The 23,741-nt window shown below is 64.0% G+C and carries 24 protein-coding genes; 6 read left to right on the forward strand and 18 right to left on the reverse strand.

Annotated elements, in window-relative coordinates:
* Positions 1 to 55 precede the first annotated feature (55 nt).
* The gene (locus PGC08_RS18175) at positions 56 to 907 is read right to left on the reverse strand and encodes a type I 3-dehydroquinate dehydratase (protein WP_271709078.1); all 852 of its coding nucleotides are present in this window, start codon (positions 905 to 907) and stop codon (positions 56 to 58) included.
* A gap of 50 nt (positions 908 to 957) precedes the next feature.
* Between PGC08_RS18175 and PGC08_RS18180 the strand changes: the two genes are divergently transcribed.
* The 5 genes from PGC08_RS18180 (at position 958) to PGC08_RS18200 (ending at position 6,033) form a co-directional block, all read left to right on the forward strand.
* Positions 958 to 1,758: an alpha/beta fold hydrolase gene (locus PGC08_RS18180; protein ID WP_271709079.1), complete on the forward strand. Its 801-nt coding sequence runs from the start codon at positions 958 to 960 to the stop codon at positions 1,756 to 1,758.
* 379 nt (positions 1,759 to 2,137) lie between these two features.
* Positions 2,138 to 3,448, forward strand: coding sequence for a quaternary amine ABC transporter ATP-binding protein (locus PGC08_RS18185; RefSeq protein WP_271709080.1), 1,311 nt, complete (start codon positions 2,138 to 2,140; stop codon positions 3,446 to 3,448).
* Positions 3,448 to 4,347, forward strand: coding sequence for an ABC transporter permease (locus PGC08_RS18190; protein WP_271709081.1), 900 nt, complete (start codon positions 3,448 to 3,450; stop codon positions 4,345 to 4,347). The genes PGC08_RS18185 and PGC08_RS18190 overlap by 1 nt, the downstream gene beginning before the upstream one ends.
* A 56-nt stretch (positions 4,348 to 4,403) precedes the next feature.
* Positions 4,404 to 5,312 carry a glycine betaine ABC transporter substrate-binding protein gene (locus PGC08_RS18195; RefSeq protein ID WP_271709082.1) on the forward strand — a complete coding sequence of 303 codons (909 nt, stop codon included), beginning with the start codon at positions 4,404 to 4,406 and terminating at the stop codon, positions 5,310 to 5,312.
* Between the two features lie 151 nt (positions 5,313 to 5,463).
* Positions 5,464 to 6,033: a methylated-DNA--[protein]-cysteine S-methyltransferase gene (locus PGC08_RS18200; protein WP_271709083.1), complete on the forward strand. Its 570-nt coding sequence runs from the start codon at positions 5,464 to 5,466 to the stop codon at positions 6,031 to 6,033.
* 6 nt (positions 6,034 to 6,039) lie between these two features.
* Here PGC08_RS18200 and PGC08_RS18205 read toward each other — a convergent pair whose 3' ends face one another.
* The 10 genes from PGC08_RS18205 to PGC08_RS18250 all read right to left on the reverse strand — a co-directional run bounded on the left by PGC08_RS18205 (position 6,040) and on the right by PGC08_RS18250 (position 15,348).
* Positions 6,040 to 7,386 (reverse strand): Dyp-type peroxidase, encoded by a 1,347-nt coding sequence (locus PGC08_RS18205; protein ID WP_271709084.1) that lies wholly within the window; start codon positions 7,384 to 7,386, stop codon positions 6,040 to 6,042.
* Positions 7,349 to 7,942, reverse strand: coding sequence for a copper chaperone PCu(A)C (locus tag PGC08_RS18210; RefSeq protein ID WP_271709085.1), 594 nt, complete (start codon positions 7,940 to 7,942; stop codon positions 7,349 to 7,351). The genes PGC08_RS18205 and PGC08_RS18210 overlap by 38 nt, the downstream gene beginning before the upstream one ends.
* 206 nt (positions 7,943 to 8,148) lie before the next feature.
* The gene (locus tag PGC08_RS18215; protein WP_271709086.1) at positions 8,149 to 8,796 is read right to left on the reverse strand and encodes a hypothetical protein; all 648 of its coding nucleotides are present in this window, start codon (positions 8,794 to 8,796) and stop codon (positions 8,149 to 8,151) included.
* 172 nt (positions 8,797 to 8,968) lie between these two features.
* A complete protein-coding gene (locus PGC08_RS18220; RefSeq protein WP_271709087.1) occupies positions 8,969 to 9,577 on the reverse strand; it encodes a hypothetical protein in 609 nt (202 codons plus the stop codon).
* 5 nt (positions 9,578 to 9,582) lie between these two features.
* Positions 9,583 to 10,782 carry an N-acetylglucosamine-6-phosphate deacetylase gene (locus PGC08_RS18225; protein ID WP_271709088.1) on the reverse strand — a complete coding sequence of 400 codons (1,200 nt, stop codon included), beginning with the start codon at positions 10,780 to 10,782 and terminating at the stop codon, positions 9,583 to 9,585.
* Entirely contained in the window at positions 10,779 to 11,573 is a 795-nt protein-coding gene (locus PGC08_RS18230; protein WP_271709089.1) for a DeoR/GlpR family DNA-binding transcription regulator, read from the reverse strand. Before PGC08_RS18230 ends, PGC08_RS18225 begins: the two co-directional genes overlap by 4 nt.
* Positions 11,574 to 11,577: 4 nt before the next feature.
* Positions 11,578 to 12,423: a class II fructose-bisphosphate aldolase gene (locus tag PGC08_RS18235; protein WP_271709090.1), complete on the reverse strand. Its 846-nt coding sequence runs from the start codon at positions 12,421 to 12,423 to the stop codon at positions 11,578 to 11,580.
* Positions 12,420 to 13,478, reverse strand: coding sequence for a 1-phosphofructokinase family hexose kinase (locus PGC08_RS18240; RefSeq protein ID WP_271709091.1), 1,059 nt, complete (start codon positions 13,476 to 13,478; stop codon positions 12,420 to 12,422). Before PGC08_RS18240 ends, PGC08_RS18235 begins: the two co-directional genes overlap by 4 nt.
* Complete coding sequence (locus PGC08_RS18245) at positions 13,475 to 14,422, reverse strand: ROK family protein (protein ID WP_271709092.1); 948 nt, start codon at positions 14,420 to 14,422, stop codon at positions 13,475 to 13,477. Before PGC08_RS18245 ends, PGC08_RS18240 begins: the two co-directional genes overlap by 4 nt.
* Positions 14,419 to 15,348 carry an SIS domain-containing protein gene (locus PGC08_RS18250; protein ID WP_271709093.1) on the reverse strand — a complete coding sequence of 310 codons (930 nt, stop codon included), beginning with the start codon at positions 15,346 to 15,348 and terminating at the stop codon, positions 14,419 to 14,421. The genes PGC08_RS18245 and PGC08_RS18250 overlap by 4 nt, the downstream gene beginning before the upstream one ends.
* 164 nt (positions 15,349 to 15,512) lie before the next feature.
* Between PGC08_RS18250 and PGC08_RS18255 the strand changes: the two genes are divergently transcribed.
* The gene (locus PGC08_RS18255) at positions 15,513 to 16,907 is read left to right on the forward strand and encodes a sugar porter family MFS transporter (protein ID WP_271709094.1); all 1,395 of its coding nucleotides are present in this window, start codon (positions 15,513 to 15,515) and stop codon (positions 16,905 to 16,907) included.
* Positions 16,908 to 16,947: 40 nt separating this feature from the next.
* On the opposite strand, the gene PGC08_RS18260 is transcribed toward PGC08_RS18255, so the two are convergent.
* Genes PGC08_RS18260 through PGC08_RS18290 form a run of 7 tightly spaced genes read right to left on the reverse strand, consistent with a single transcriptional unit; the run spans position 16,948 to position 23,726 of the window.
* Positions 16,948 to 19,065, reverse strand: coding sequence for a S9 family peptidase (locus tag PGC08_RS18260; protein WP_271709095.1), 2,118 nt, complete (start codon positions 19,063 to 19,065; stop codon positions 16,948 to 16,950).
* Between the two features lie 44 nt (positions 19,066 to 19,109).
* Positions 19,110 to 19,802 carry a hypothetical protein gene (locus PGC08_RS18265; protein WP_271710084.1) on the reverse strand — a complete coding sequence of 231 codons (693 nt, stop codon included), beginning with the start codon at positions 19,800 to 19,802 and terminating at the stop codon, positions 19,110 to 19,112.
* Positions 19,802 to 21,289, reverse strand: coding sequence for an ATP-binding protein (locus PGC08_RS18270; RefSeq protein WP_271709096.1), 1,488 nt, complete (start codon positions 21,287 to 21,289; stop codon positions 19,802 to 19,804). Before PGC08_RS18270 ends, PGC08_RS18265 begins: the two co-directional genes overlap by 1 nt.
* Complete coding sequence (locus PGC08_RS18275) at positions 21,286 to 22,038, reverse strand: response regulator transcription factor (RefSeq protein ID WP_271709097.1); 753 nt, start codon at positions 22,036 to 22,038, stop codon at positions 21,286 to 21,288. Before PGC08_RS18275 ends, PGC08_RS18270 begins: the two co-directional genes overlap by 4 nt.
* On the reverse strand, positions 22,028 to 22,423 hold the full coding sequence (gene mnhG / locus PGC08_RS18280; protein WP_271709098.1) for a monovalent cation/H(+) antiporter subunit G: 396 nt from the start codon (positions 22,421 to 22,423) through the stop codon (positions 22,028 to 22,030). The genes PGC08_RS18275 and mnhG overlap by 11 nt, the downstream gene beginning before the upstream one ends.
* Positions 22,420 to 23,160, reverse strand: coding sequence for a monovalent cation/H+ antiporter complex subunit F (locus tag PGC08_RS18285; protein ID WP_271709099.1), 741 nt, complete (start codon positions 23,158 to 23,160; stop codon positions 22,420 to 22,422). The genes mnhG and PGC08_RS18285 overlap by 4 nt, the downstream gene beginning before the upstream one ends.
* Positions 23,157 to 23,726 (reverse strand): Na+/H+ antiporter subunit E, encoded by a 570-nt coding sequence (locus PGC08_RS18290; protein ID WP_271709100.1) that lies wholly within the window; start codon positions 23,724 to 23,726, stop codon positions 23,157 to 23,159. The genes PGC08_RS18285 and PGC08_RS18290 overlap by 4 nt, the downstream gene beginning before the upstream one ends.
* Between the last annotated feature and the right edge of the window lie 15 nt (positions 23,727 to 23,741).

Here is a 23,741-nt window from a genome sequence, read left to right on the forward strand (position 1 = left end):
CGCTGTTGATAGGGCTGACTATTCGCCCTGTTGACAGGTCGGATTCGCTGGCCTTTCAGCCGTAGAGCCGGTCGATGATCCCGGCCAGATCCGCAACGGCGATCTGGCCGGGTGCCGACGCCTGACCCAGCTGCGCGAACGTTGCGCAGCTTCCGAAATCCGCGCCCATGACCCGACTGGTTCTGCCCAGCTGACCCATCGCGATTCCGAGCACGGGAATCTCAAGAGTCTCCTCGGCGAGCGCAGTGGCCCGCAAGAGTTCCGCAACATCCGCACGGGTCACCGGCATCATCGCTATCTTCGCCACATCTGCCCCGGCCGCAGCCATCCGGGTGAATGTGGTTGCCAATGCCTCTGGAGAGTCCGTTTGGGCGAAGTTGTGGTGGGAGGCCACCACCGACAGGCCCTGGTCATGCGCCAGGTCGATGAGCTCTGCCGCACCTCGGCGATCGATTTCGACATCGAGTGCCCACGTGACACCCGCAGCCCCACCCGGCGCCTCGGAGATCCCGGACTTCTCAGGCAGTCCGGTGATGACAGCTCTGAGGATCTCTGTGTAGATGTCTTCGCTGACGTCGGCGCTGCCACCCTCGAACCCCGTCCGCAGCGTGATGAGAACCGGCAGCCCAGCCGTGCTCACATGTACCGCCAAGCCCAGGACCGCCTCGGCGAGCTTCTGGGGATCAATCGCGACGGCCCCCTGGCTGCTCCCATCCGCGACACAGTCGATCACGGAGTCTCTGCCGATCAGTGGGTCTATGCGCCATTCGATGACGTCGACGACTCCTATATCGGCGATGGCGCTGCACTGTCGTGCGATGTCCTCGGCCGAGGCTGCCTGGACGGGAACGATGATGGCCGGACGCTGCGGATCTGCGGCATCATTGAGGAACGGCAATTGCTTCATGGCCCAAGCCTAGGTGCTTCGGCCGGCGCACCAGTGAAGAGGAACACCACGTGGAGACCAGAGACCAGCTCACCATCACCGCTCGAGACGGATTTCCGCTCGCGATCCAGGTCAGCGGCCCACCCGAGGCACCTGCCCTGCTCCTCCTCCAGGGGCAGTCGAACTCTCACGAGTGGTGGGACGAACTGCGCTCGGACTTCGAACCTCAGTTTCGCACCGTCACCTTCGACTACCGCGGCACCGGCGGCAGCCGCGGTGAACTGAGTGAAATCTCAACTGCAAGCTTCGCCGCCGACGCCGCCGAGGTTCTCGACCATGTGGGCATCACCCGCGCCGCCGTCTACGGGACGTCGATGGGTGGGCGAGTTGCTCAGATGCTGGCTGTGGACTTCCCTGAACGTGTCGGTGCGCTGGTTCTGGGGTGCACAACACCCGGAGGGCCGAATTCCGTGAGGCGGCCCCGGGAGGTGGGCCAGAATCTGGCGCGACTGCGCGGTCGTGAACATACGCAGTACCTGTTCTCACTGTTCTACACCCCGAACTGGACCGTGGCCCCGAGTTACAGCAAACTCCTCGGCGATGACACGATGACTGCCCAGGAGTCCGCGGCACATCTGCGCATCAGTGCCCGTCACAACGGGTGGGAGCGCCTGCCGGAGATCACTGCACCGACGCTCATCGTCCACGGCGACGACGACCTCATGAACCCCGTCGCCAACGCCCACCTGCTGCATGAGCGCATACCGAACTCTCGAATCCGCATCTGCCCTGGTGGTCGACACGGTTTCTTCGAAGAGTTCGCCGAGGTGGTCAACCCTGAGATCCTCGGATTCCTGAGCGCTGGCTCTTGAGCAACTCTTCCTGAAAATTCCCTGACTCTTGGCCGCATCTCCCGGAGAGCTGACAACCTCGTTCACCATCAAAAATCCGCATTATGTAACAAATTGGATAAGGCCATACCTATATGCCTCAAGAGCGGTTTGTAACAATCAAGTAACGCATACTTTCACATCGCCCCTGGTCAGAGCGGTCGTCAAGTCCGCCACACCGCGTTCTATCGACAAAGCCTGTACCGAAAACCCTGAACAAAACTACAATAGGAAGCGAGATATCCGTGTGCGGTGAGTCGAGTGAGCGATCGACCCAGTTCGGATCGACCACCACCGCATCAAAAAACGGGGGTGAAGCCTCTCGTTCTTGCGGAAGTTCAAGAATGTAAGGAGGAATCACGTGAGCGTAGTCAAAGCGTCAAACGTGTACAAAGTCTTCGGCAAACGCCAGAAGGAAGTCGTCAAGCGTCTCGAAGAAGGTGCAGATCGCGACGAACTCACAAAGCTCGGCACAGCAGCGGTCATCGATGCCAGCTTTGAGGTCGAAGCGGGTGAGATCTTCGTCGTCATGGGACTCTCCGGTTCCGGAAAGTCCACTCTGATTCGTACACTCAACGGGCTGTGGGCTCCGACCACGGGGTCGGTCGAAGTCCTGGGCACAGACATCGCCAAGATCGATGCGGCAGCTTTGCGCAAGGTACGCAGCGAACACATCTCAATGGTCTTCCAACACTTTGCACTGCTCCCGCACCGGACGGTTCGCGACAACGCCTCCTACGCACTTGAAATTCGGGGGACGGAGAAGGCCAAGCGCGACGAAGTCGCGGACCGCTGGCTGAAAGCCGTCGGCCTCGATGGCTGGGGAGACAAGTATCCCGAGCAGCTCTCCGGCGGCATGCAGCAGCGTGTGGGTCTGGCACGAGCGCTCGCTGCCGAAACCGACATCCTGCTCATGGACGAGGCATTTTCGGCACTGGATCCGCTCATCCGACGCGAGATGCAGGAGCAGCTCGTGGAGCTGCAGGGCGAGCTCAAGAAGACCATCATCTTCATCACCCACGATCTCAACGAGGCAATGTTCCTCGGTGATCGGATCGCAGTCATGCGCAACGGGCGCATCGTCCAAGTCGGCACACCAGAAGAGATCCTCACCGATCCCGCCAATGACTACGTCGCACAGTTCGTCCACGACGTCGATCGTGCCCGTGTCCTGACAGCGAGCAACGTGATGGAAAAGGCACGACAGGTCGTGACCAACCAGAACGGGCCTCGTGTCGCTCTGCGCAACATGCGTGAGAGCAATGCTTCGGCGATCTACGTCACCGACCGCCACCGAAAATTCCTCGGTGTCGTCAGCGATCGCGCCTGCATCGACCATCTCCGCAATGGCGGGAACACTCTGGACGAGATCATCCAACCAATGACGACATCAGCATCACCCGAGGATCTGCTCATCGAGCTGTTCCTACCGTCCTCGGAGACTCCTCTTCCTGTGCCAGTGACGAATGACGAAGGGCATCTCGTCGGGGTCGTCCCTCGAGCGACCCTGCTCGCCGCCTTGGGCAACCAGAACGGAGACGGAGAGCAGACCCACGATGACGCCAACTTGGAGTGGACTGCACCAGTGGACACCGGACTCATCGACCAGATCCTCGCCGAGACAGCTGATGCCTCAGAAACCGGAGCGGCAAGTGGGAGGGGCGATCTCTAATGGAGAACATCAGAATCCCGGTGGGAGCGTGGGTTGATACCCTCTTTGATTGGCTCAAAGAGAACGTCTCGTGGTTCTTCGACTTCGTCACCTTCCTCTTCAACTTCCTCATCGACACGCTGACAAATGTGCTTGTCGACCTCCATCCGTTCGTCATCATCGTCCTGCTTGCGCTGATCGGCTGGCTCCTGCGGTCCTGGCAGATGGCGATCGGCACACTGATCACACTGTTCTTCATCATGACGATGGACCAATGGGTGCCGGCGATGCAGACCTTGGCACTGGTCATCATCGCGGCAGTCATTGCGATCGTCATCGCGGTTCCGGTCGGCATCCTGGCCGCCAGGAACGACAGGGCATCCTCCATCATCCGGCCCGTGCTCGACTTCATGCAGACAATGCCTTCATTCGTCTACCTCATCCCGGCTGTGACCTTCTTCGGGATCGGCGTGGTGCCCGGACTCGTGTCAACGGTCATCTTTGCCCTGCCTCCCGGTGTGAGATTCACCGAACTTGGAATCCGCGGAGTCGACTCGGAGACGGTTGAAGCCGGTCAGTCCTTCGGAGCCACACCGGGTCAGATTCTCCGAGGCGTCCAACTGCCTCTCGCCACACCGACGATCATGGCCGGCATCAACCAGGTCATCATGCTCGCCCTGGCCATGGCCGTCATCGCCGGGTTCGTCGGTGCCGACGGTTTGGGAAAGAACGTCGTCGAGGCCGTCGCCACCCAGAACCTGCCCCTCGGCGTCGAGGCCGGACTCGGTGTCGTCATCATCGCGGTCTACCTCGATCGAGTGACCGCGGCTTTGGGCACTGCGAAGGACTTTCCGACTTCGCTTGTCGCCATGATTCGCAAGCGCAAGGTGAAGACCAAGGCCGTCGCTGCGCAAGCCTGAACGACCCAAGCCATCACAGACAGAAGATGTCGAATACAAGAGAATAGGAACACGAAATGAAAAATAGATTCCTCACCACATTCGTCGCCGGAGTGGCAGCTCTCGGCCTGGCCCTGACCGGTTGTTCGCAGGAAGCTGCGAAGGACGAAGGAGGCGGCGGAGACAAGGGCGATATCAAGCTCGGCTACGTCACCGGCTGGACCGATGGCCAGAGCGTCTCGCTGCTGCTGGAGAACCAGCTCAGCAAGCTCGGCTACAACGTCGAGACCGAAACCTTCAGTGACGCTGCTGTCCTCTATGCCGGAGTCGCCAACGGCGATGTCGACATGTACCCCTCGTCGTGGCCTGAGGTCACGCACAAGCAGTACATGGACGAGTACGGCGACAAGCTCGAAGACGTCGGCGCGTACTACGACAACGCCGTGCTCACCATTGCGGTGCCGAAGTACATGAAGGACATCAACTCGATCGAAGACCTCAAGGGCAAGGGCAAAGACTTCGACGGGAAGATCATCGGCATCGAGCCCGGCGCCGGTCTGACCAAGGCGACGAAGGGGATGATCCCCAAGTACGGCTTGGACAAGGAGTACGAACTCGTCACCTCCTCGACTGCGGCCATGCTCACCGAACTCGGCAACGCCACCGACGACAAGGAAGACATCGTCGTCACCCTGTGGCGTCCGTTCTGGGCGAACAATGCCTACCCGGTCAAGGACCTCAAGGACCCCAAGGGTGCCATGGGTGATGCTGAGAAGCTTCACTTCACAGCCACCAAGGGCTTCAGCGACGAGTTCTCCGAGGCTGCTGACTACATCAGCAAGATCAAGCTCGATGATGCTCAGTACGGTGACCTCGAAGACATGGTCGTCAACAAATACAAGGACGAGGGCGATAAGGCCATTACCGAGTGGCTGAAGGCGAACCCAGACGCCTATGAAGGTGAGATCGCCGACGAAGAGAAGTGATCCAACCCATGCGAAAGACCCTTCGGCTCATTCACAAGAGCCGGAGGGTCTTTTGCAGAATGTTGAACGAACTCAGCGCCGTGACCCTCAACAGCACCCTATGGCCCGGCCGTAATAATACGCTAGGTTTGCACTGACAGGGAGGAGATGCATGACGATGAGTTCGTACGAGTTCCATGCCGAGGATGATTCTTCTCAAGCGACGACGGGCACTCCCGTCGGCCCCATCACCGTCACCAGCAACGGGAGGTCCATCACCCGAGTCACTTGGCGAGAGACGGACACAGAATTCGGCCAACTCGACGACACCGGTCTGGGCGCTGCTGGCCCCGACGCTGACCACACCGACCCTCTCCTCGTCGAAGCACTGCGACAGCTTCGCGCCTACTTCGACGGGACCATGACCACCTTCGATCTGCCCCTGGACCTGGGGCAGATCTCGGCGACCGCGCGGACGGTGCTCACCACTCTCGACGAGACGGTTGAGCCCGGCACCACCGTCACCTACGGCGAGCTTGCCCGCCGCAGCGGAAGGGGAATCCCCGCACGGGCAATCGGCAGCATCATGGGCCTGAATCCGCTCCCGCTGGTCATCGCCTGCCATCGAGTCGTGGCCAGCGATGGGCTGGGCGGCTACTCCGGCGGTCGTCGCGGCGAGGAGTTGGCCACCAAGCGCTGGCTGCTCGAATTCGAAGATGCACTCCCCCGCCCGTTGTTCTGAACCAAATCAACTCTCGAAGAGGCTCTGCCCGATGTACTCCCCCTCCTTGATGCCCGGCGGAATCGCCCACACCGTCGACCCGATCGGCGTGGTCCACTCATTGAGCAGATCCACCTCGGCGAGGCGGCGTTGGATCGGCAGGTACTGCCGGTCGATGTCGGCCTGGAACGATGCGAACAGCAGTCCGGCCCCTTCCCCCGCGCCCGTCTCGTAGTTGAACGTTCGCCGGTGGATCTGAGTCTCCGGGCCCAGCCCATCGCGAGCCCTGGCCACATGCGAAGCCGCCGAGATCTTCGTCAGTCCGCGCTTGTCGACCGCGGTGAAGTCGGGAGCATCGAACTCGTCAGTTCCTGACACCGGTGCTCCCTGATCGAGGGTCCGTCCCGTCGCGAACTCGCGTGCCGGCCGATCAGCCCTATCCCAGGTGTCCAAGTTCATCGCGATATCGCGCAGCACCAGGGTCGTCCCCCCGCGCATCCACTCAGGCAGATGCGCGCCGAGGTTGTCCGGCGGTTCCCCGCGCGCGGAGTACACCGCATCTTCCCGGCCGGTGCCCTGCCCCCAGATGATGCGCGCGAAGTCTTCGGATCCGGATCCGGGGCTGGCTGTCCCATCCAACTGTCCGAAGAGGTTCCGCTGGGTCTTCCCCTCTGCTTTGCTGCCGTAAGAACGGCGGAACCCATCCCTCTGCCAGGCCACCTCGGCGAAGGTCCGGGAATCCTTCCACAGCATCCTTCGGGCATGTGCCAAGGTCAGCGGATCGTCACCGCAGATCTGCAGGAGCAGATCTCCGGTGCACCGGTCCGGATCGAGATCATCGATCGGAAACTTCTCCAGCGGACCCAACCAGCTCGGCACGGATTTCTGCCCCGCCAGCTTCACGAGGCCTCGGCCGAATCCGAATGTGACCGTCAGGCGCGCCGGATCGGCGGCGAGTTCGGGTTCGGAGTCGGCCAGTGGGCCGCTGCCCTGCGTCAGGGCGGCGGCATCTGCGGTGAGCAGTCGCAGCCAGCGGACCACCTCGGCGGCGTTGATTCCGGGTTTCAGAGTCAATGCGAGGAAGTGCGCATGAGCCTGCGGAGGAGTCTCCACCCCGGACTGGTGTGGGGCGTAGAACGGTTCGGTGATCGGGCCGTTGGCTCCGCTGAGATCCCGGGACGGCGTGGCCTCGGCACGGCTGCCAGCACCGGAGCGTCCCACACCGAAACCTGCGACGGCACCGACCACTCCCGTGCCTCCGGCCGCGGCCGCCGATGCGATGAGGCGTCGGCGGCTGAAGCCGTGAGAGTCAGAAGAGGCATCTCTGGACTCGGGCTCAGTCGTCACCGCTGTCCCCGCGGTCCGTCTCGTCATGGTCCATGTCCTTATGGTCGGCGCCGTCACCTTCGCCATCGGCCTCGCCAGGGGCGTAGTCCTCCTGCGCACCCGAATAGTCCTTGGCGATGGCGGTCACCGGGAAGCTCTGCTGATCGGCGGTGACGAGCTCCAACGAGATCTCCTCGCCCGGCTTGATCGGCTTCGCCAGCCCCATCACCATGATGTGATCGCCCCCGGGCTTGAGGCTCAGGGACGTATCCGCAGGGATCGTGAAGCCGCCCTTCTTCTCCTGCATCGACATTCCTCCCGAGTTGTCTTCGAGCGTCTCGTGGAGTCGGACCTGGTCGGCGTCATCGTATTTCGCGGCGACTAAATTGATGTCCTTGTCGCTGTTGTTCTTGAGTTCTCCGAATACAGCGGTCATGCCGTCGTCTGCGGCCTTGACCCAGGCGTTGTCGAGACTCAGGGATTCGACGCTGACCTGGGAGCTGCTCGTCTCTTCGGGCTCGCTCGCCTGGCTCTGGTTGCAAGCGCTGAGGCCGATCATGAAGGCAACTGACATGGTGGCCATCAGGGTGGTGTTCTTTCGCATTTCGTCTGCACTTTCAACTTGTCGGTGCAGCCGGGCACAGGTCGCGACCAGCGTCGACGCGGACGCGATCGGACGCCGATTCGATCGGGCGCGATCAGTCGCATGGACGCGATCGGGCACACGGTACGTCTCGTCTGCGACGGTGCATGGCTGTCACCAATGATGTGTGAGTCGGCGGAGTATCCGCCGATGGTGAGATTCTGAGTTCAGACGAGAGCGGGCGGTCCGCGTCGGTAGTTCGGGCCGACAACGGCAGAGGTGATGGCCTGTGGCAGATGGAACTCGCCCTGGACGAGTCGGGTCGGGAATTCGGCCAGTACGCCGACCGCCTCGGCGAGTGACCGGAGTGCGGTGGCGACCGGCCCCACCGCCAGCTGCAGGATGGTGAGGATGATGTCTTCGCCGCGTTTGAGTGCCACTGCGGTGACGATGACCGCGGCGATGTGAGCGAGCACCATGGCCAGGCTCGCACTCGAGCCGTCACCGGCCATGTGCGACATCGGATGGGACATCGACCCAGCCTGGCCCAAGTCGAGGGCACCGGTCCCATGGTTCATATGCTGGTGGCCCATGGCCGTTCCGGTCGTCGTTGCACCGGTGGAGGCGGGTGCGGCGGTGAACCAGCCCATCGACAGGTGCATGAGGATCTGGCCCAAGCCGAGCAGTGACCCCAATGCCAGATACCCGAGCCGACGACCAGCAAGGATCATTGCTGCCCATAGGGCGAAGACGAAGACGATCACGATGCCGACGAACGAGGTCGTGCCACCGGCGCCGACGTGCATGAGCACGGCCAGCAGAGTCGTCATGAGCGCGGCGAAGAGAGCACGAACCGACTTGTTCGACCCGGTCATGCCTCTCCTCTCCTTGGGATGCTCGCGCAGATGACCTCATAGCTGAGCCTCAGGAGACTCAAATCTTCTACACAGTGTAGAACCAATAAGGTCTATGGCGCCAGAGCGACCCCGTCACCACCCAAGAAGAATGGGTCTTGAGCTGAGCTGCGTTGCTCGGTGCCCTCGGAAATTACATCCTCAGCCAGGTGTCAGCGGTCTTCTTGATCATGGCTCCAGCCTCTTCGGCCGAGTCCAGCCAGGTCACGGGTTGGCCTTCGGGATCGATCACCGCATCGGAGAGCACGATGACGTCGAAGTTGCAGACGAGAGCGGCCATCGCGGAGGCACGAACCGATCCCGGCAGATCGCCGGAGCTGGTGTCGTCGGAAGCGTCTGCGTCATCCGCATCATCCGTGCTGCCTACGCCGTCCGGAGCATCCGCGCCGTCCGGCGCACCTGCGTCGACCGGCGCATCTGCATCCTCGGAATTCGCGATAGTGGTCACATCACCACCGGCGATGACGATGCGGTCAACGCCCATGTCGTGGAGGCCGGGAGCCAGGTCTCGGATGCCGTCGAAGACGTCAGGCTTCTCCGAACGCAGCACGAGGTCTTCTTCGTCGGGCACGAAGATGGACAGTTCCTCATCGTCGACGTCGACGAGTTCGTCCTTCGTCGAGGCGAAGATGAGGACACCGCCGACGGTGCGAGTACGGCCGACGATGTCGACTAAGATCTCGGCGTTGTCGTCGGAGATGTAACTGGCGTCGTCGGTGTCGATGAGGAGCAGGGCATCCATGTCTCCTATCGTGCCATGTTCTCTGTTCGGATGCTCATGTCCGCGTTCAGCAGCAGGTGCTCGGAGGGCATTCCCACGCGCAGTAGACTGAGCTCGTCTTCGGCGATGACTCCCAGTGCCCGCAGCGGCACCAGGCTTGCGGCCCGGATCGCCTCAAGCGGGGTCATGCCCACCTCGGTGACTGCTCTCATCACCGCATCTTCCATGGTCAGGGTGGAGCCGGCAATGGACCCGGTCGAACCGTCCTCGCCCAGCAGCCGTGCCACGGAATCCTCCACCTGCACCGGCAGAGATCCGAGCATGTACCGACCGTCGGCCATCCCTGTCGCGGCCATGGCATCGGTGATGAGCGCGATCCTGCCGGGCACCAGGCTCGTCAGCATCCTTGCAGGAGCGGCCGCCACGTGCACTCCGTCGTTGATGAGCTCGAGCGTGACGTGACCTGCCTCGATCGCGGCGAGGATCGGGCCGGGCGCCCGGTGGTGGATGCCGGGCATCGCGTTGAACGTGTGGGTGAGGATGCTCGCGCCCGCGTCGAAGGCTCGGGCCGCTTCCTCGTAGTCGGCCGCGGTGTGCCCGATGGCCACGCTCACCCCCGCCGAGGTGAACCGTGAGATCGCGTCGAGCGCACCGGGCAGTTCGGGGGCGATCGTGATCTGGGCCAACGTTCCGTCAGCAGCCCTCAGGATCGATTCGACCGCCTCGGTGGTGGGGCGCGTGAGAACTTCGGGCGCGTGGGCGCCCTTGAAGTCCGGGGACAGGAACGGACCTTCGGCATGCAGCCCGAGCACGCCAGGCTTCTCCCTCACCAGCCTGACTCCGGTCGTCAGGGAGTCACAGAGGCCCTCGATCGTGTCCGAGACGAAGGAGAGGGCGAGCGCCCGGGTTCCGTGCCGGCGGTGGACGGCGAGCACCTCATCGAGTCCGTCATCCCCGTCCTCGGCGCTTGAACCGCCGGCCCCATGGCAGTGGATGTCGACATAACCGGGGGCCAGGTAGGCGCCTTCTGCATCGATGGTCCTCACTCTCGCCGAGGTGCTCAGGTCCTGCCAGCCCGAACCGCGGCCGCGTGCGATGACGACTCCCCCTGCTTCGGCAAGCCAGTCATCGGCCGTGTCCACGGTGAAGCCAGCCGGATCGCCGTCGAGGATGATTGAGTTGTGGATGATCGTGTCCGCGGGCGCGTCTGCAGTCTGCCTGCTCATCGGCCCTCCTGTTGCATCGGTGCGAGCTCCACGTCGTACCCAGCTTGGATCAACTCAGTGGCGGCGACCGCCTCGAGCTGGGAGTCGGTGATGATCGTCTGGAAGACTTCGGTGCCGCCGACCGAAGCGAAGGATCGTCTGCCGTACTTCGATGAGTCGGCGACGACGACAGCCTGCTCCGCGCGTTCGGCCATGAGTCGGTTGACATAGGCCTCGTCTTCGTTGGCTGTCATGCCCCCAGAAGAGGCGGAGATCGCGTGGACACCGACGAACGCGAGGTCGAGCCAGATGCTGCGCAGCACGGAGTCAACGAAGGATCCGACGAGTTCGAAGCTCGATGTGTTGATGACTCCCCCGCACACGATGACCTTGATGCCCGGGTGGATGGCGAGTCTGTTGGCGATGTCGACGGCATTGGTGACGATGGTGAGGTCGTGGAGGAGATCGTCGCGTCGGCTCAGGGCGTCGGCGACCATGAATGTGGTCGTGCCACCGGAGAGCCCGATGACGGAGCCGGGGGTGATCCGGTCGACCGCCGCTCGTGCGATCGCCGCCTTCGCCTCTGCAGAGGCTGCCTCCTTGTAGCGCAGCGACAGGTCGTAGTCGACGGCACGCCTGGTGGCTCCGCCGTGGGTGCGTTCGACGAGCCTGCGCTGTTCGAGCAGGTCGAGGTCGCGACGGATCGTGGCCAGGGAGACATTCAGCTCCTGACTGAGTGCCTCCACGCCGACGGATGTCTCCCGATCGAGTTTCGACAGGATGGAGTCAAGGCGGTCCTCACGCGTACTCATAGAGTCAGTCTCTGTCCTGGCCGAGGGGATTGCAAAGGAGGCCGATCAGGCGGGCCGCTTCGGCTGCGAAGACCTCACGCGCAGGTCCGAAGTATTTCCGTGAGTCGACCATGTCCGGGTGGGCCTCCAGGGTCGCACGCACGGAGTCTGAGAAGAGCTTATTGAGGTGGGTGGAGATGTTGATCTTGGCCATGCCCGCGGCCACCGCTCTGCGGATCTCATCATCGGCGACGCCCGAGGAGCCGTGCAGGACCAGGGGAACCGGCAGCCTGGCGGCCAGCTCGGCGATGAGTTCGAGATCGAGGCGGCTGGTCCGCTCGACCATCGCGTGCGAGGTGCCGATGGCCACGGCCAGTGCGTCGACTCCAGTCTCCGTCACGAACTCGGCTGCCGCGCTCGGGTCAGTGCGCACACCGGGTGCGTGTGCACCGTCCTTTCCGCCGATCTCTCCCAGTTCTGCCTCGACGCCGATTCCGCGTCCGTGGGCACGACGGACCACTTCGGCGGTGATCGCGCAGTTCTTCGCGAAGCTCAGGTGCGCTCCGTCGTACATCACGGAGTCGAAGTCGAGTTCCAGAGCTTCGGTCACAAGGTCGACGTCGGTCGCGTGATCGAGGTGGACGGCGATGGGGACCCGCGCGGATTCTGCAATGGCCATCGCGGCGCGGGCGATCGGAGCCAGGCTGCCGTGGTATTTCACGCAGTTCTCGGAGATCTGCATGATGACGGGCGCCTCTGCCTGTTCAGCACCGGCCGCGATCGCCTCGGCGGATTCCAGGTGGATGACGTTGAATGCGCAGATAGCGGCGTCCGTCCCGGTCAGCAGATCGGTCGTAGCGGCCCTGGTCATGTCTGCTCCCTCGTGATGACGACGTCGTGTCTCAGTTTCTGCCAATCGGGGTGGATCTGCCCCGCTTGGGGCATGAGCACCGCAGAGGCGGAGAGTGCGACCGCCTCCGTGAGGATCGCGCGAACGTCTTCGTCAGGCAGCCGAGCCGCCTCATCACCCTGCGACTTCGCGGCCAGGCACCGGGCCAGGGCCGCCACACAAGCGTCGCCGGCTCCCGTGGGATTGCCCTGCAGTACTCTGTCCAGACGCGCGATGCCGCGCTGCCCGGTCCGGTCGACGAGGACCATCCCATCCTCCCCACGGGAGACAAGGACATTGCGGGCTCCGGCACTGACCAGTTCCCCCGCCGAGGCGATCAGGTCCTTGTGTTCGAACAGTTCGTTCAGTTCCTCCGCATTCGGCTTCACCCAGTCGGCACCGGCCCGAGCCGCCCGGAGCAGTCCGGGCCCTGAGGTGTCGACGATGACGCTGACTCCGGCCGCATGCGCTGCTCTCACCAGCTTGGTGTGAAAGTCTTCGGGACAGTCTGCCGGGGTGGAGCCGGAGAGAACGAGCACGGTCACTGCCGGCTCGGACAGCCGTCGACTGATGGACTCCGACAGTGCATCCCACACCTCGGGCGGGTGCTTCGCGGCTGTCTCGTTGAGCACGGTGGCACGTCCGGACCCTTCGACGACGGCATAGCTGCGTCGAAGCCTGCTCGGAGTCGGAGTGAGGTCCCAGACCGGGCCGAGGGCAGCCGAGGCTTCGACGCCTGCTGAGCTGTCGGCCTCGGGCCTGTACTCGCCTGCAGCAGGGCCCTGCACATACGCTCCGATCCCGGTGTCGGCCAGGACCCGGGCCACGTTGATCCCCTTGCCGCCGAGCCTGCCGACTGCGGGATCGATTCGGTGCGAACGTCCCAGGTCCAGATGCGAAACGGTGATGGTGATGTCCCAGGCGGGGCTGAGCGTCACGGTGATCACGCGCGGCTCATCCGCGGGCTGCACCTCCATGGCTTGCCCCTCCGCCGCCTGCACCTCCACGGCCCGCACCTCTGCGCGCCCGATGCTCATGCCGGATCCCTCGTCAGCAGGCCAGCACCGATGAGCCCGGCGACAGGGCCCAAGCCAGCCCGGCGGATACTCGGCATCCGGTGGAAGTCCAGCCGGGACTGCAGCGCCGCCTCCACTCCGTCGAGGAGCTCATCGGCCCCACTCAAGCCGCCTCCCAGGATGATCGTCTCCGGTGCGACGACCGCCGCGATCTGTGCACACACAGCACCGAGCCCGTCGACCGCCTCGGCGAACACCTGTCGTGCAATCGGATCACCGGCATGCACGGCGTCGAGCACGTCCAAGGACCCTGCGACCGTAGTCCCGCTGCGCTGCGAATACCGCTTCGCGATCGACGACGCCGAGGCGATGTGCTCGATCGGCCCGCGGAACAGCCCTTCGGCGGTGTCGACGCTGACCTCGGTGAATCCCACCTCACCCGCATAGCCGCCCGCGGAGATGAGCCGACCGCCGACTCGGATCGCCGCGGCGATGCCCGTGCCGATGGTGATCATCACGGCGTCATCGGGAGTGTCCTCGATCAGCTCGAATTCGGCCCGTCCGGCTGATCGCACATCATGGGAGAGCCTGACCTCCAGATTCAGGCTCTCGCTCAGCAACGATCGGAACGGCACATTGCGCCACCCGAGATTTGCGGAATGGATTCCGGTCCCACTGGCCTCGTCGACGATTCCGGGGATGACCACGGCCGCCTCGGCGATGGGATGTCCCTTGTGGTCCGCGCCGAAGGTCGAACGGAAGTCCGCGATGACGTCCATGACCTCCGACGCCGCACTCTGCGTACATTCCGGGGTGGGGGCGGTCAGCGCGTCGACGAGCCGGCCGGCGGAGTCGAACAGCGCAGCCTTGATCCCGGTACCTCCGACATCGACGGCCAGCGCCACTGGACCGGCACCCAGGCTCAGCCCTTCGGCAACGCGGAGGATCTCTGCGCGCGCCGTCATCCGCCCAGGACCACCGACCGTGTCAGTGAGCGCGGATTGTCGGGGTCGACGCCGAGGCGGCGGGCCCTGATGAGTGCGAGTGCGTGCAGGCGCACGAGCTCGGCCAACGGATCGCGGTCGGATTCGACAAATCTGGCCCCCGTGGCCTCGACCTGCTCGCGCAGCCCTGCCGGAGCATCACCGAGCTGCCAGGTCACGCGCCCCTTCGCGGCGATGGCGATGGGCCCGTGGCGGTACTCCATCGACGAGTACGATTCGGTCCAGGTCTGCGCGGACTCACGCAGCTTCAGCGCGGCCTCGTTGGCCAGACCCCACGTCCACCCCAGACCCAGGAAGCTGAACTGCTCGGCGTCGATGAGTTCATCATCAAGGAGGCTGTCATCGAATTCGGAGAAGTCGGGCGAGATTCCCGCAAGGACGGCCTTCGCGTCCCGTATCGCGGTCTCCAGCTGGCTTCCCTGATCCAGCCAGGAGCGCATGGCTGCGATGGCTGAGGTGCCGAACCTCGTCTGCACGACGGATCGCTCATCGGCGAAATCAAGGGCGATGACGTCCGTGGCGCGCTGAGCGATCGGCGATCCGTCGCTGCCGACGATGGCGGTGACCGGTGCGCGATCGCCGAGATGCTCGAGGGCGTCGACGAGCTCGGTGGTGGTGCCGGATCGAGAGATCGCGATGATGCGGTCGTAGCTCCGATGCGTGGGGTACTCGCTGGCGGTGAAGGCATCGGTCTCGCCCTTGCCCAGCGTCTCCCGCAGGGAGGCGAACACCTGCCCGCCGAACCACGAGGACCCGCAGCCGATGACCGCGATCCGCTCCCCGTCCTGCGGCAGTGCAGAGCTCGGAGCCTCGAGGTTCAGAACCCGCTCCCAAGTCTCTGGTTGGCTTCGCAGTTCCTGTGCCATGAACTCGCCGCGACCCGACATCGATCATCCTCCTGATTGTATTGACGTTTAAACAATCATAATCATGGCATATTTATCGCTTGACAGATAGTATTCAAGTGCGCTTGTGTGTAACGTGCACCACAATCACACACCGCACTCCGGCGCGGCATATTCTCAAGCCAGTCTGACGAAGGAGCAGCAACATGGCTTTTCTCACCGACCTCAAACGAGCACCCCGACTCGTCATCATCGTCGCGTTCGCCGCGATCGCACTCGGCATCACCTACGGCTACGACATCTCCAACATCGCCGGTGCACTGCTCTTCCTCGAGACCGACCTCGGCCTGAACAACGCTGAACTGGGCGGACTCGCCACTGCCGTAGTCATCGGCCAGATCGTCGGGGCCCTCTTCGGTGGCTCCCTGTCGAACTCGATCGGGCGGAAGAAGACGATGTTCGTCATCGCCGGCGGCTACATCCTCTTCTCCGTGATCTCCGGTCTTGCCCCCGGCTACCTGACTCTGCTGCTGGCGCGCCTGCTCCTCGGCGTCTCGATCGGCGTCGCCCTGGCCGTCGTGCCTGTCTTCATCGCCGAGTCGTCACCGACCAATGTTCGCGGCGGACTGCTCGTGGCCTACCAGGTCACCACGGTCATCGGCATCGTCGCCGGCTACCTCGTGTGTTGGGGCCTTGCCCTCATCGAATCCTGGAGACTGATGCTCGGGTTGGCGGCGCTGCCTGCGATCATCGTCCTGATTCTGCTGCTGCGAACTCGAGAGACTCCACATTGGCTCATGCTCAAAGGGCGGGAGGACGAGGCCGCGACCGCACTGCGCGCACTCGAACCCGACCGCGACATCGACCACGAGATCGCTCTGATCCGCGGCGAGCTCACCCAGGACAGCGGCCGGCTGGTCGACATGTTCCGCGGGCACCTGCTCAAGGCCACGATGTTCGTCATCGGCCTGGGCTTCTTCATCCAGATCACCGGCATCAACGCCACCATCTACTACGCCCCTTCGATCTTCGAGTCGATGGGGTTCGAAGGTTACGGGTCGTTGTTGGGCCTGCCCGCCGTCGTCCAGACCTTCGCACTCGTGGCGGTCATCGTGTCGATGTTCATCGTCGACCGCCTCGGCCGCCGCCCGGTGCTATTGACGGGTATCGGCATCATGATCGTGTCGACACTGGTACTGGTGCTCGTCTTCAGCCTCGGCGGAGAGGCAGGAAGCACCCACTGGGGAACCGTCCTCGGCGTCATCGGCATCATCGCCTTCACCATGGGCTACACCTTCGGCTTCGGCTCCCTCGTGTGGGTCTACGCGGGTGAGACCTTCCCCTCGAAGTACCGGGCCTTGGGTGCTTCGCTGATGCTGACTTCCGACCTCGTCGCCAACGCGATCGTGGCGCAGTTCTTCCCGGACCTGCTCGACCTCATCGGCGGTGCCGGCGTCTTCCTCGTCTTCGGTGTGCTGGCCGCGCTGGCGTTCCTCTTCGTCTTCCGCTTCGCCCCGGAGACCAAGGGCCGCGACCTGACCGAGATCTCAGCGTATTGGGCCAATGGAGCAAAGTGGCCGACCGGTCTCAAACAGGTGTGACCGGCCCGCGCTGGTGCGACGTCTGCGCACGGGCTGTGTCTCACCCCAGAGTGCGGGCGCGTTGGGCGTCGATGTCGAGGACGTGCCTGTCGAGGAACGCCAGGACCGTGCGGTACCAGACCTCGGCATTGCCGCGACCGGCCACCCAGTGTCCTTCGTCGGGGAAGTACAGAAAGCGATGCTGAGTGTGCCCCTCCGCGTCCAGCGGTGTCTTCGACCGGGACAGCAGGTCGTACCAGAGTTCCTGCCCCTGCCCGATGGGCACCCGGTAGTCCTTGTCACCGTGGATGACGAGCATCGGCACCTCGATCCGGTCGGCGAACAGGTGCGGCGAGTACGTCCCCGACTGCTTCCGCATGGCCACGTCCCAGGAGGCGTTGTCCGTGGTCCGTCCCATCGACGTCGTGTTCCACAGGGAGGCGTGCGTGATGATGCATCTGAACCGTTCGCTGGTGTGCCCGGCCACCCAGTTCGCCATGTACCCGCCGTAGGATCCGCCGGCCAGAGCGGTGCGATCGGCATCGATGTCGGGGCGTTCGATGGCCGCATCCGTGAGTGCGAGGATGTCCGTGAAGGGTGCCCCGCCCAGTTCCTGCTGACCGCGGTCGATCATCGACTGGCCGTAGCCGGTGGAGATCGCCGGATCCGGCAGCAGCACCGCATATCCGGCGGCCGCGAACGGTCCCGGGTTCCACCGATAAGTCCAGGCGTTCCAGGACCCCCAGGGCCCGCCGTGGGCGAATACGACGAGTGGGAACGGCCCTTCCTCGTCGGGCAGAGCCAACCAGGCTCGCACCTCGGTGCCGTCGTCACCAACGGCGGCCACCTCGGTGAGGGTGCCTGCCCCGTCGATGACGTTCGCCGGGTTGGCGAGCTCGCTGATCTGGCCCGAGATCAGGTCGATGGCGATGGGCAGCGGTGCGACATCGATCGCCGAGGCGGTTGCCACGACCGTGACTCCCTGCACCTGCAGTCCTGCAAAGGCATATTTCTGCCCCGGACCGCCCACTAGCCGCCGAGGCTGTTCGTCGTTGACATCACCGATGAAGACACTGCCGCGTCCGTGGTCGTCAGCGGTTGCCACGATCGTCGAATCGTCGGCCCAGACGGGGTCGAACCAGTGATCGGCTTCGGGCCAGACTGTCTCCAATGACCCTGTGTCGAGGTTGAGGAGCATGAGCGTCGCGGACAGGTTCGTCTTCGACGTCCAGAACTGCTCGCGGGTGACCAGGGCATGGGTTCCGTCGGGGCTGATCGCGTCGACGCCGAAACCGTGGTCGGCGGCAGCCTCGACCAGCAGGCGGGGTGCACTGTGTCTGTGCAGGTCGATCTGCCAGATCTCGCTGGCCTCGAGCTGACCCGGGATCGGCTTCTCGACCTGGACGAGAACGAACTGTGCTTCCTCGTCAACGGCCCAGTCGACGAGCCGTCCCGGCGGCAGCGGCAGGTAGCGAAAAGTGAGTCCGGTGGAAGCGGCTGTGGTCGAATCTTCGCTGCAGCTGGTGGCCCCGGCGGTCGGGGTTGTGGACGTGGCGCCGTCGGACGTGGTCGTCTCGGATTCAGCAGCGCCCCGTGTGGCGTCGGGGGTGAGGTCATCGTCGAATTCGTCGGCGATCTCGCTCAGGTCTGCGACCGCGAGGGTCTCCTGTCCCGGGCCCAGGTCGTGATCCCAGCGGCGGATGGGGAAACCCGTGTGGAGGATTCCGCTGACCTTCGATTTTCTGCGTTCCTGACTGTATTCCTGATGTTCGTCCTCGTTCGCGGCCCAGGTGTGGACGGGGAACTGCACGATCATGGAGTGGCCTTTGACCTCGATTCGGGAGAATCCGCCGTCGTGATCGGCGAGCTTGCGTGCTTCCCCGGTCTCCGGCAGGGCCCAGAGGCTGGGGCTTTCGACATCCTTGCCGTCTTCGCCGGTGCGCTTGGCCGCGAAGTAGACGGTGCCCGAGTCACTGATGGCGGCCGGGCCGATGGACTGATCGCCGCGGGTGATTCGGCGCGGTCGTTCACCGCTGATATCTGCCAGGTGGGAGAGGTAGCTGCTGCCCTCGGCGTTGAGGAGGGAATACTGGGCGATGACACGGCCGGTCTGGTTCGTCAGGAGGCCTTGCAGTCGGCGGGCATCGAGGAGAGCAGTCACAGCGTCGTTGATCGTCATAGAACCATCCTAGGATCATCGCCGATGTTCGGGCCTGCAGACTTCTATTTGAATCTCGGGGCGGGAACCTTCTCGCCGTCGATGGTGACCGTAGGCAGCATCTGCTTGAACTCCTCTGCCGCGTCCGCGTCCGTTTCGAGAGCGCGCATCTCGACGCCGATGTCGACGAGGCGCCCATTTGTCTGATATCCGATCCGGGTCCCGTACATGACCGTCGGCTCCTGGTTGATCGCGAAGATCTCCGTCGGGCCGAGCACACCCTGGTAAGACCAGTAGGATCCGGCCGCGAGGCTGCCCGTGCGCTGAGAGAGCACCGAGGAGTCCGGCTCCGCGAACGTGTATTTCTTCTTCGCATCGACGATTGACTGTGGAGACTCGTCGTAGCCTTTGCTGCAGGTGATGAGGATCGCGTCGGCGTCGGTGACGGAGGTGCCGCGGGAGAAGGAGTGGAAATCGTCGTTGGCCGATCCCTGGGTCCAGTCATCTGTCATCGCAAGGCTGACGTCGACGGGGCATTCGGCGCCGAGGTTGACCGAGACTTCCTTCATCCCTTCGGGGATCCCGTCGTCAGCGGGTGCCGTGGTGGGGTTCTCGCCGCCCTTCTTCTGCACTGCCACACGGACGGGACCGGAATCCCGTTCTGCGGTGCGGATCTGCAGAGCCGAGCAGCCGCTGAGGGCAAGGCTGATCAGTGCCGCTCCTGCCACGACTGTTCGCACCTTCGCAGCGTGTGTCATCACCGTTCTTCCCTCGAACGCAGCTCACGGCGGCTGCGTGGCTGCTGTCCCGAATCAGGCTGCTGTGTCTGAGGCGGCTGCGCCGGAGGCTGCTGAGGCTGCGGCGGTTGCTGCTGCCAGGCCTGCTGCGGTCCTGGCTGACTTCCGTAGGCCTGCTGCGGTCCCGGCTGACTCCCATAGGCCCGCTGCGGTCCCGGCTGACTCCCATAGGCCTGCTGCGGTCCCGACTGCGGACTGCCGGCACCCTGCACCGGCCCCGACTGGGGTCCAGGTTGGGGCCCTGACTGCGGCGCTGCCTGTGGGTTCCCGGGTGAGCGGCCCACGCCTGGGCCGGGCTTGAACTGGGAGTGCTGACCAGAGTCCGGTGGGAAACCGCCGCTCAGGGATTCTCCGGTCGACCGGTGCACGAGGTTGCCGTCGACTCGCTCGAGGCGTCGCTTCGAGGTTCGTCGCGGTGTGCCCAGGATCCGTCCCTGAAGCTCCGCCTCATTGGGCTGCCGGGGAGGCAGGAAGCCGGGAGTCTGCCCCGAGTCGGGAAGCTGCACTGGCTGGACCGGATGAGATCCGGCCGCGGCATGCCCGACCTGATCGGCCATCGGCGGCACCGTCACCTGCGCGGCGTCGCCGAGGACCGGCAGCACCATACGCACCGAGGTGCCCACACCTTCTTGGCTGAACAGCTGCACCGAACCGCCGTGACGGGTCACAATCGCCCGCACCAGTGACAGTCCCATGCCGGAACCGGCCACTGCACGAACGCGCGAGCCGCGTGAGAGTTCGTCCCACACCTGCTCCTGCTCGGTCAGCGGAATGCCGCTGCCGGTGTCGGCCACCTCGACGACGACCCAGCGGTGGCTGTCGATGATCTGCTCGTTGGCACGCAGTTCGACGACTTCGGCCTGAGAGGAGTATTTGAGCGCATTGCCCAGCAGGTTGAGGATCGCTGTGAGCAGCAGATCTTCCTCACCGGCGACGTCGGGCAGACGCCAGGGGGCACGGGCGACCGTGGCCACGATCATGCGATCTTCGGCGCCGGGTGCCGTCGATGCATCCTCGACGGCCTGGTGGATGAGCCGATCGAGATCGACTCGGGAGTATTCGATGATGCGGGTCTCGACATCGGCGAGTTTGCGCAGGTCGGCCAGGAGGCGCGCGACCCGGCGCGAGGAGATGTCTACCTGTTTGGCTGAGGATTCGACTTCGGTGATCGAGCCGCCCTCACGGACGACGTCGCGGATGCTCGCGGCCGAGGTGCGCAGAGCGGTCAGCGGATTCTTCAGCTCGTGGTCCAGCCGGATGAGCATCCGATTGCGTTTGGCCAGGGAGTCCTCACTCGCCGCTGTCTCGATCGACTCCTTCAGTGCGGCCTCACGTCTGCGCAGATACCTCCAGGCGAAGAAAGCGCCGACGGCCAAGCCTGCCAGCACGAGGAACAGCAGGAGCAGCAACAGCCAGATCTGGATCTCGAAGACCAGAAAGTTCGTCATGGTGACCTCTGACCATCTTCGCCTCGGACCTCACCGACGAATCTGTAGCCCCGACCCTGCACGGTGGCGATCCACCGAGGTTCGGCGGCGTCCTCCCCGAGGACTCGGCGCAGTTCGGCCACACGGGAATCCACCGCACGAGTGCCCACGGCCTCTTCGAAGCCCCACAGGATCTCAAGCAGACGAGACCGTTCGATGAGTTCGTCCTTGTGGACCATGAGGTATTCCAGCAGGGTGAAGCCCTTGGGGGTGATGACAAGTTCGCGATTGCCCATCCATGCGCGCCTGCCCACACGATCGACGCGCAAGCCGAAGCTCGAAGCCAGCACCGGAGCCGTGGCCAGGGGCGGTCCATCTGTTCGGGTCCGACGCAGCACAGCGCGGATGCGCGCCACGAGCTCATGTGGGTCGAAGGGCTTGTTGAGATAGTCGTCGGCGCCCTCTTCGAGCGCCATCGCCCGCTCGACGGCCTCTCCGACTTGGGTCAGCAGCAGAACCGGGACCCAGTTCTCCTCCTGGCGCAGTCGCCGCAGAACCTGTCTGCCATCGGCACCGGGCATGAGCACGTCGAGGACGCAGACATCGGGATTGTGCCGGTGGATCTCATCGAGGGCCAACAGACCATCACTGGCGGCGAGCACCCGAAAACCGGAGCGTTCGAGGAAGGGGACAACGGCGCCGAGGACATCGGGTTCGTCGTCGGCGACCAGCACCAAGGGCTGGGGTCCGTGCTGAGTGTCAACCGTCATTGTGGTCCGTTCCGCTTCCTCTTCTGCGTTCCCACGCGGCTTCCCTGGCTTCTGCCCGATCGACCGCCTCGGCGAGCTCATCTCGGTACAGCATAGAACGACGCAGGTGCTTGGTGCGATAACCGGCGCGTCCGACCATGTGCGTGGCCACGGGAATCGTGACGAGCTGGAACGAGATGATGATCGCCAACGTCGTCACCGTCGACCATGCCGGGTACTGGATCGCAATCGCGACAGCCACCATCAGCAGCCCCAGGATCTGGGGCTTTGCACTCGCGTGCATGCGTGAGAGGAGATCGCCGAAGCGCAGCAGACCCAGCGCGGCAGCCAGCGACAGCACCCCGCCGAGGAGGATGAGCACCGCAGAGATGATGTCGAGGATCATCGGCGTCCCCCTTCCTCTTCATCCGGTTCAGGTCCGGTGCGCTCACCGTCGTCGGAGTCTTCGGGTCCCGAGTCGGGCCCCGTGCCCATCCCCTCGCCCTCAGCATCCGGGTCGGCATCGGGATCGACGCTGGGTTCGGCGCTGGGTTCGGCGCTGGGGTCAGCGCCGGGATCGACGCTGGGTTCGCCGCCGGGGTCGGCAACGGCACCGGGGTCGGTCCCCTGGTCGAGTCCCACGGTCACCGGCCCTTCGTCTTCCTGCACGGTGATCGCATCGGGTCCGTCGGCGACATCGGAGATTCCGCGGGCCACGTCATCGGACCACTCCTCACCGACCGGGGATGGTGTCTGCTGGAGGGTCTCGGTGTCACTGTGCCCCTCGGCGTCATCGGCTGATTCCTTGGGCATGTGCCAGTCCGAGCTGGAGAAGTCACTGAGTGAGCCCACCTCGGCGCCGGGAGTCATGGAATCGGACTTGGACACGTACCGGGAGACGCTGACGGAGCCCACGAATCCGAGCATCGCCAGCACGATGAGCACGGGCAGGAGATCCGTGCGACCGGACAAGGCCATGAACCCACCCAAACCGCACATGATGGAGGCCAGCACAACGTCGGTGGCGATCATGCGATCGAGGATCGAGGGCCCGCGGACGATGCGGTAGAGGGCGATGATCGCCGATGTGGCCAGCAGCACCGAGGCGGCGACGATGAGTGTGTCGAGGACGATCTGGCTCATCGGTCACCTCCGCGTTCATCGGCCATCGGATCGGGGTTGACCTTCAGTGCGGCGAGGTCACGGTGGGAGCCGAGGGCTTTGATGAGCAGCTCTTCGATATGGTAGACCAGCTCTTTGGCAGCGAGGACCTTCTCCTCGGAATCGCAGTCGAGGACGTGCAGATAGAGGACGCCCAGCGCCCGGTCGCTGTCGACGATGATCGATCCGGGGATGAGGCTGGCAGTGTCAGCTACGAGTGTCATCAGAAGGTCCGAACTCGTGCGCAGATCGCAGGCGATGACCGATCCGGCGCCCACCGCGCGGGGCCGGAATGCGTACCAAGCCACCTCGACAGAGGCGATGATGAGCGAATAGAGGAACCACAGTCCGTAGCTGAGGGCGTGGATGATGTTGAACCTGCCGGAGAGCACCACCGGCGGCAGGTAGAAGACTCGGGTCACGACGAAGGCGAGGATGATGCCCGTGATGATGTGCATGAGCGACACCGCATCCCAGAGCATCACCCACAACAGGACGAGGAAGAACACCAGAACGAGCTGTTGGACGAAGCTTCTGCGTTTCGTCATCCGAGGCCGGTTGGG

Origin of the sequence: Brevibacterium sp. BDJS002, from assembly GCF_028201555.1 — a bacterium.
GTDB classification, from domain to species: Bacteria; Actinomycetota; Actinomycetes; order Actinomycetales; family Brevibacteriaceae; genus Brevibacterium; species Brevibacterium aurantiacum.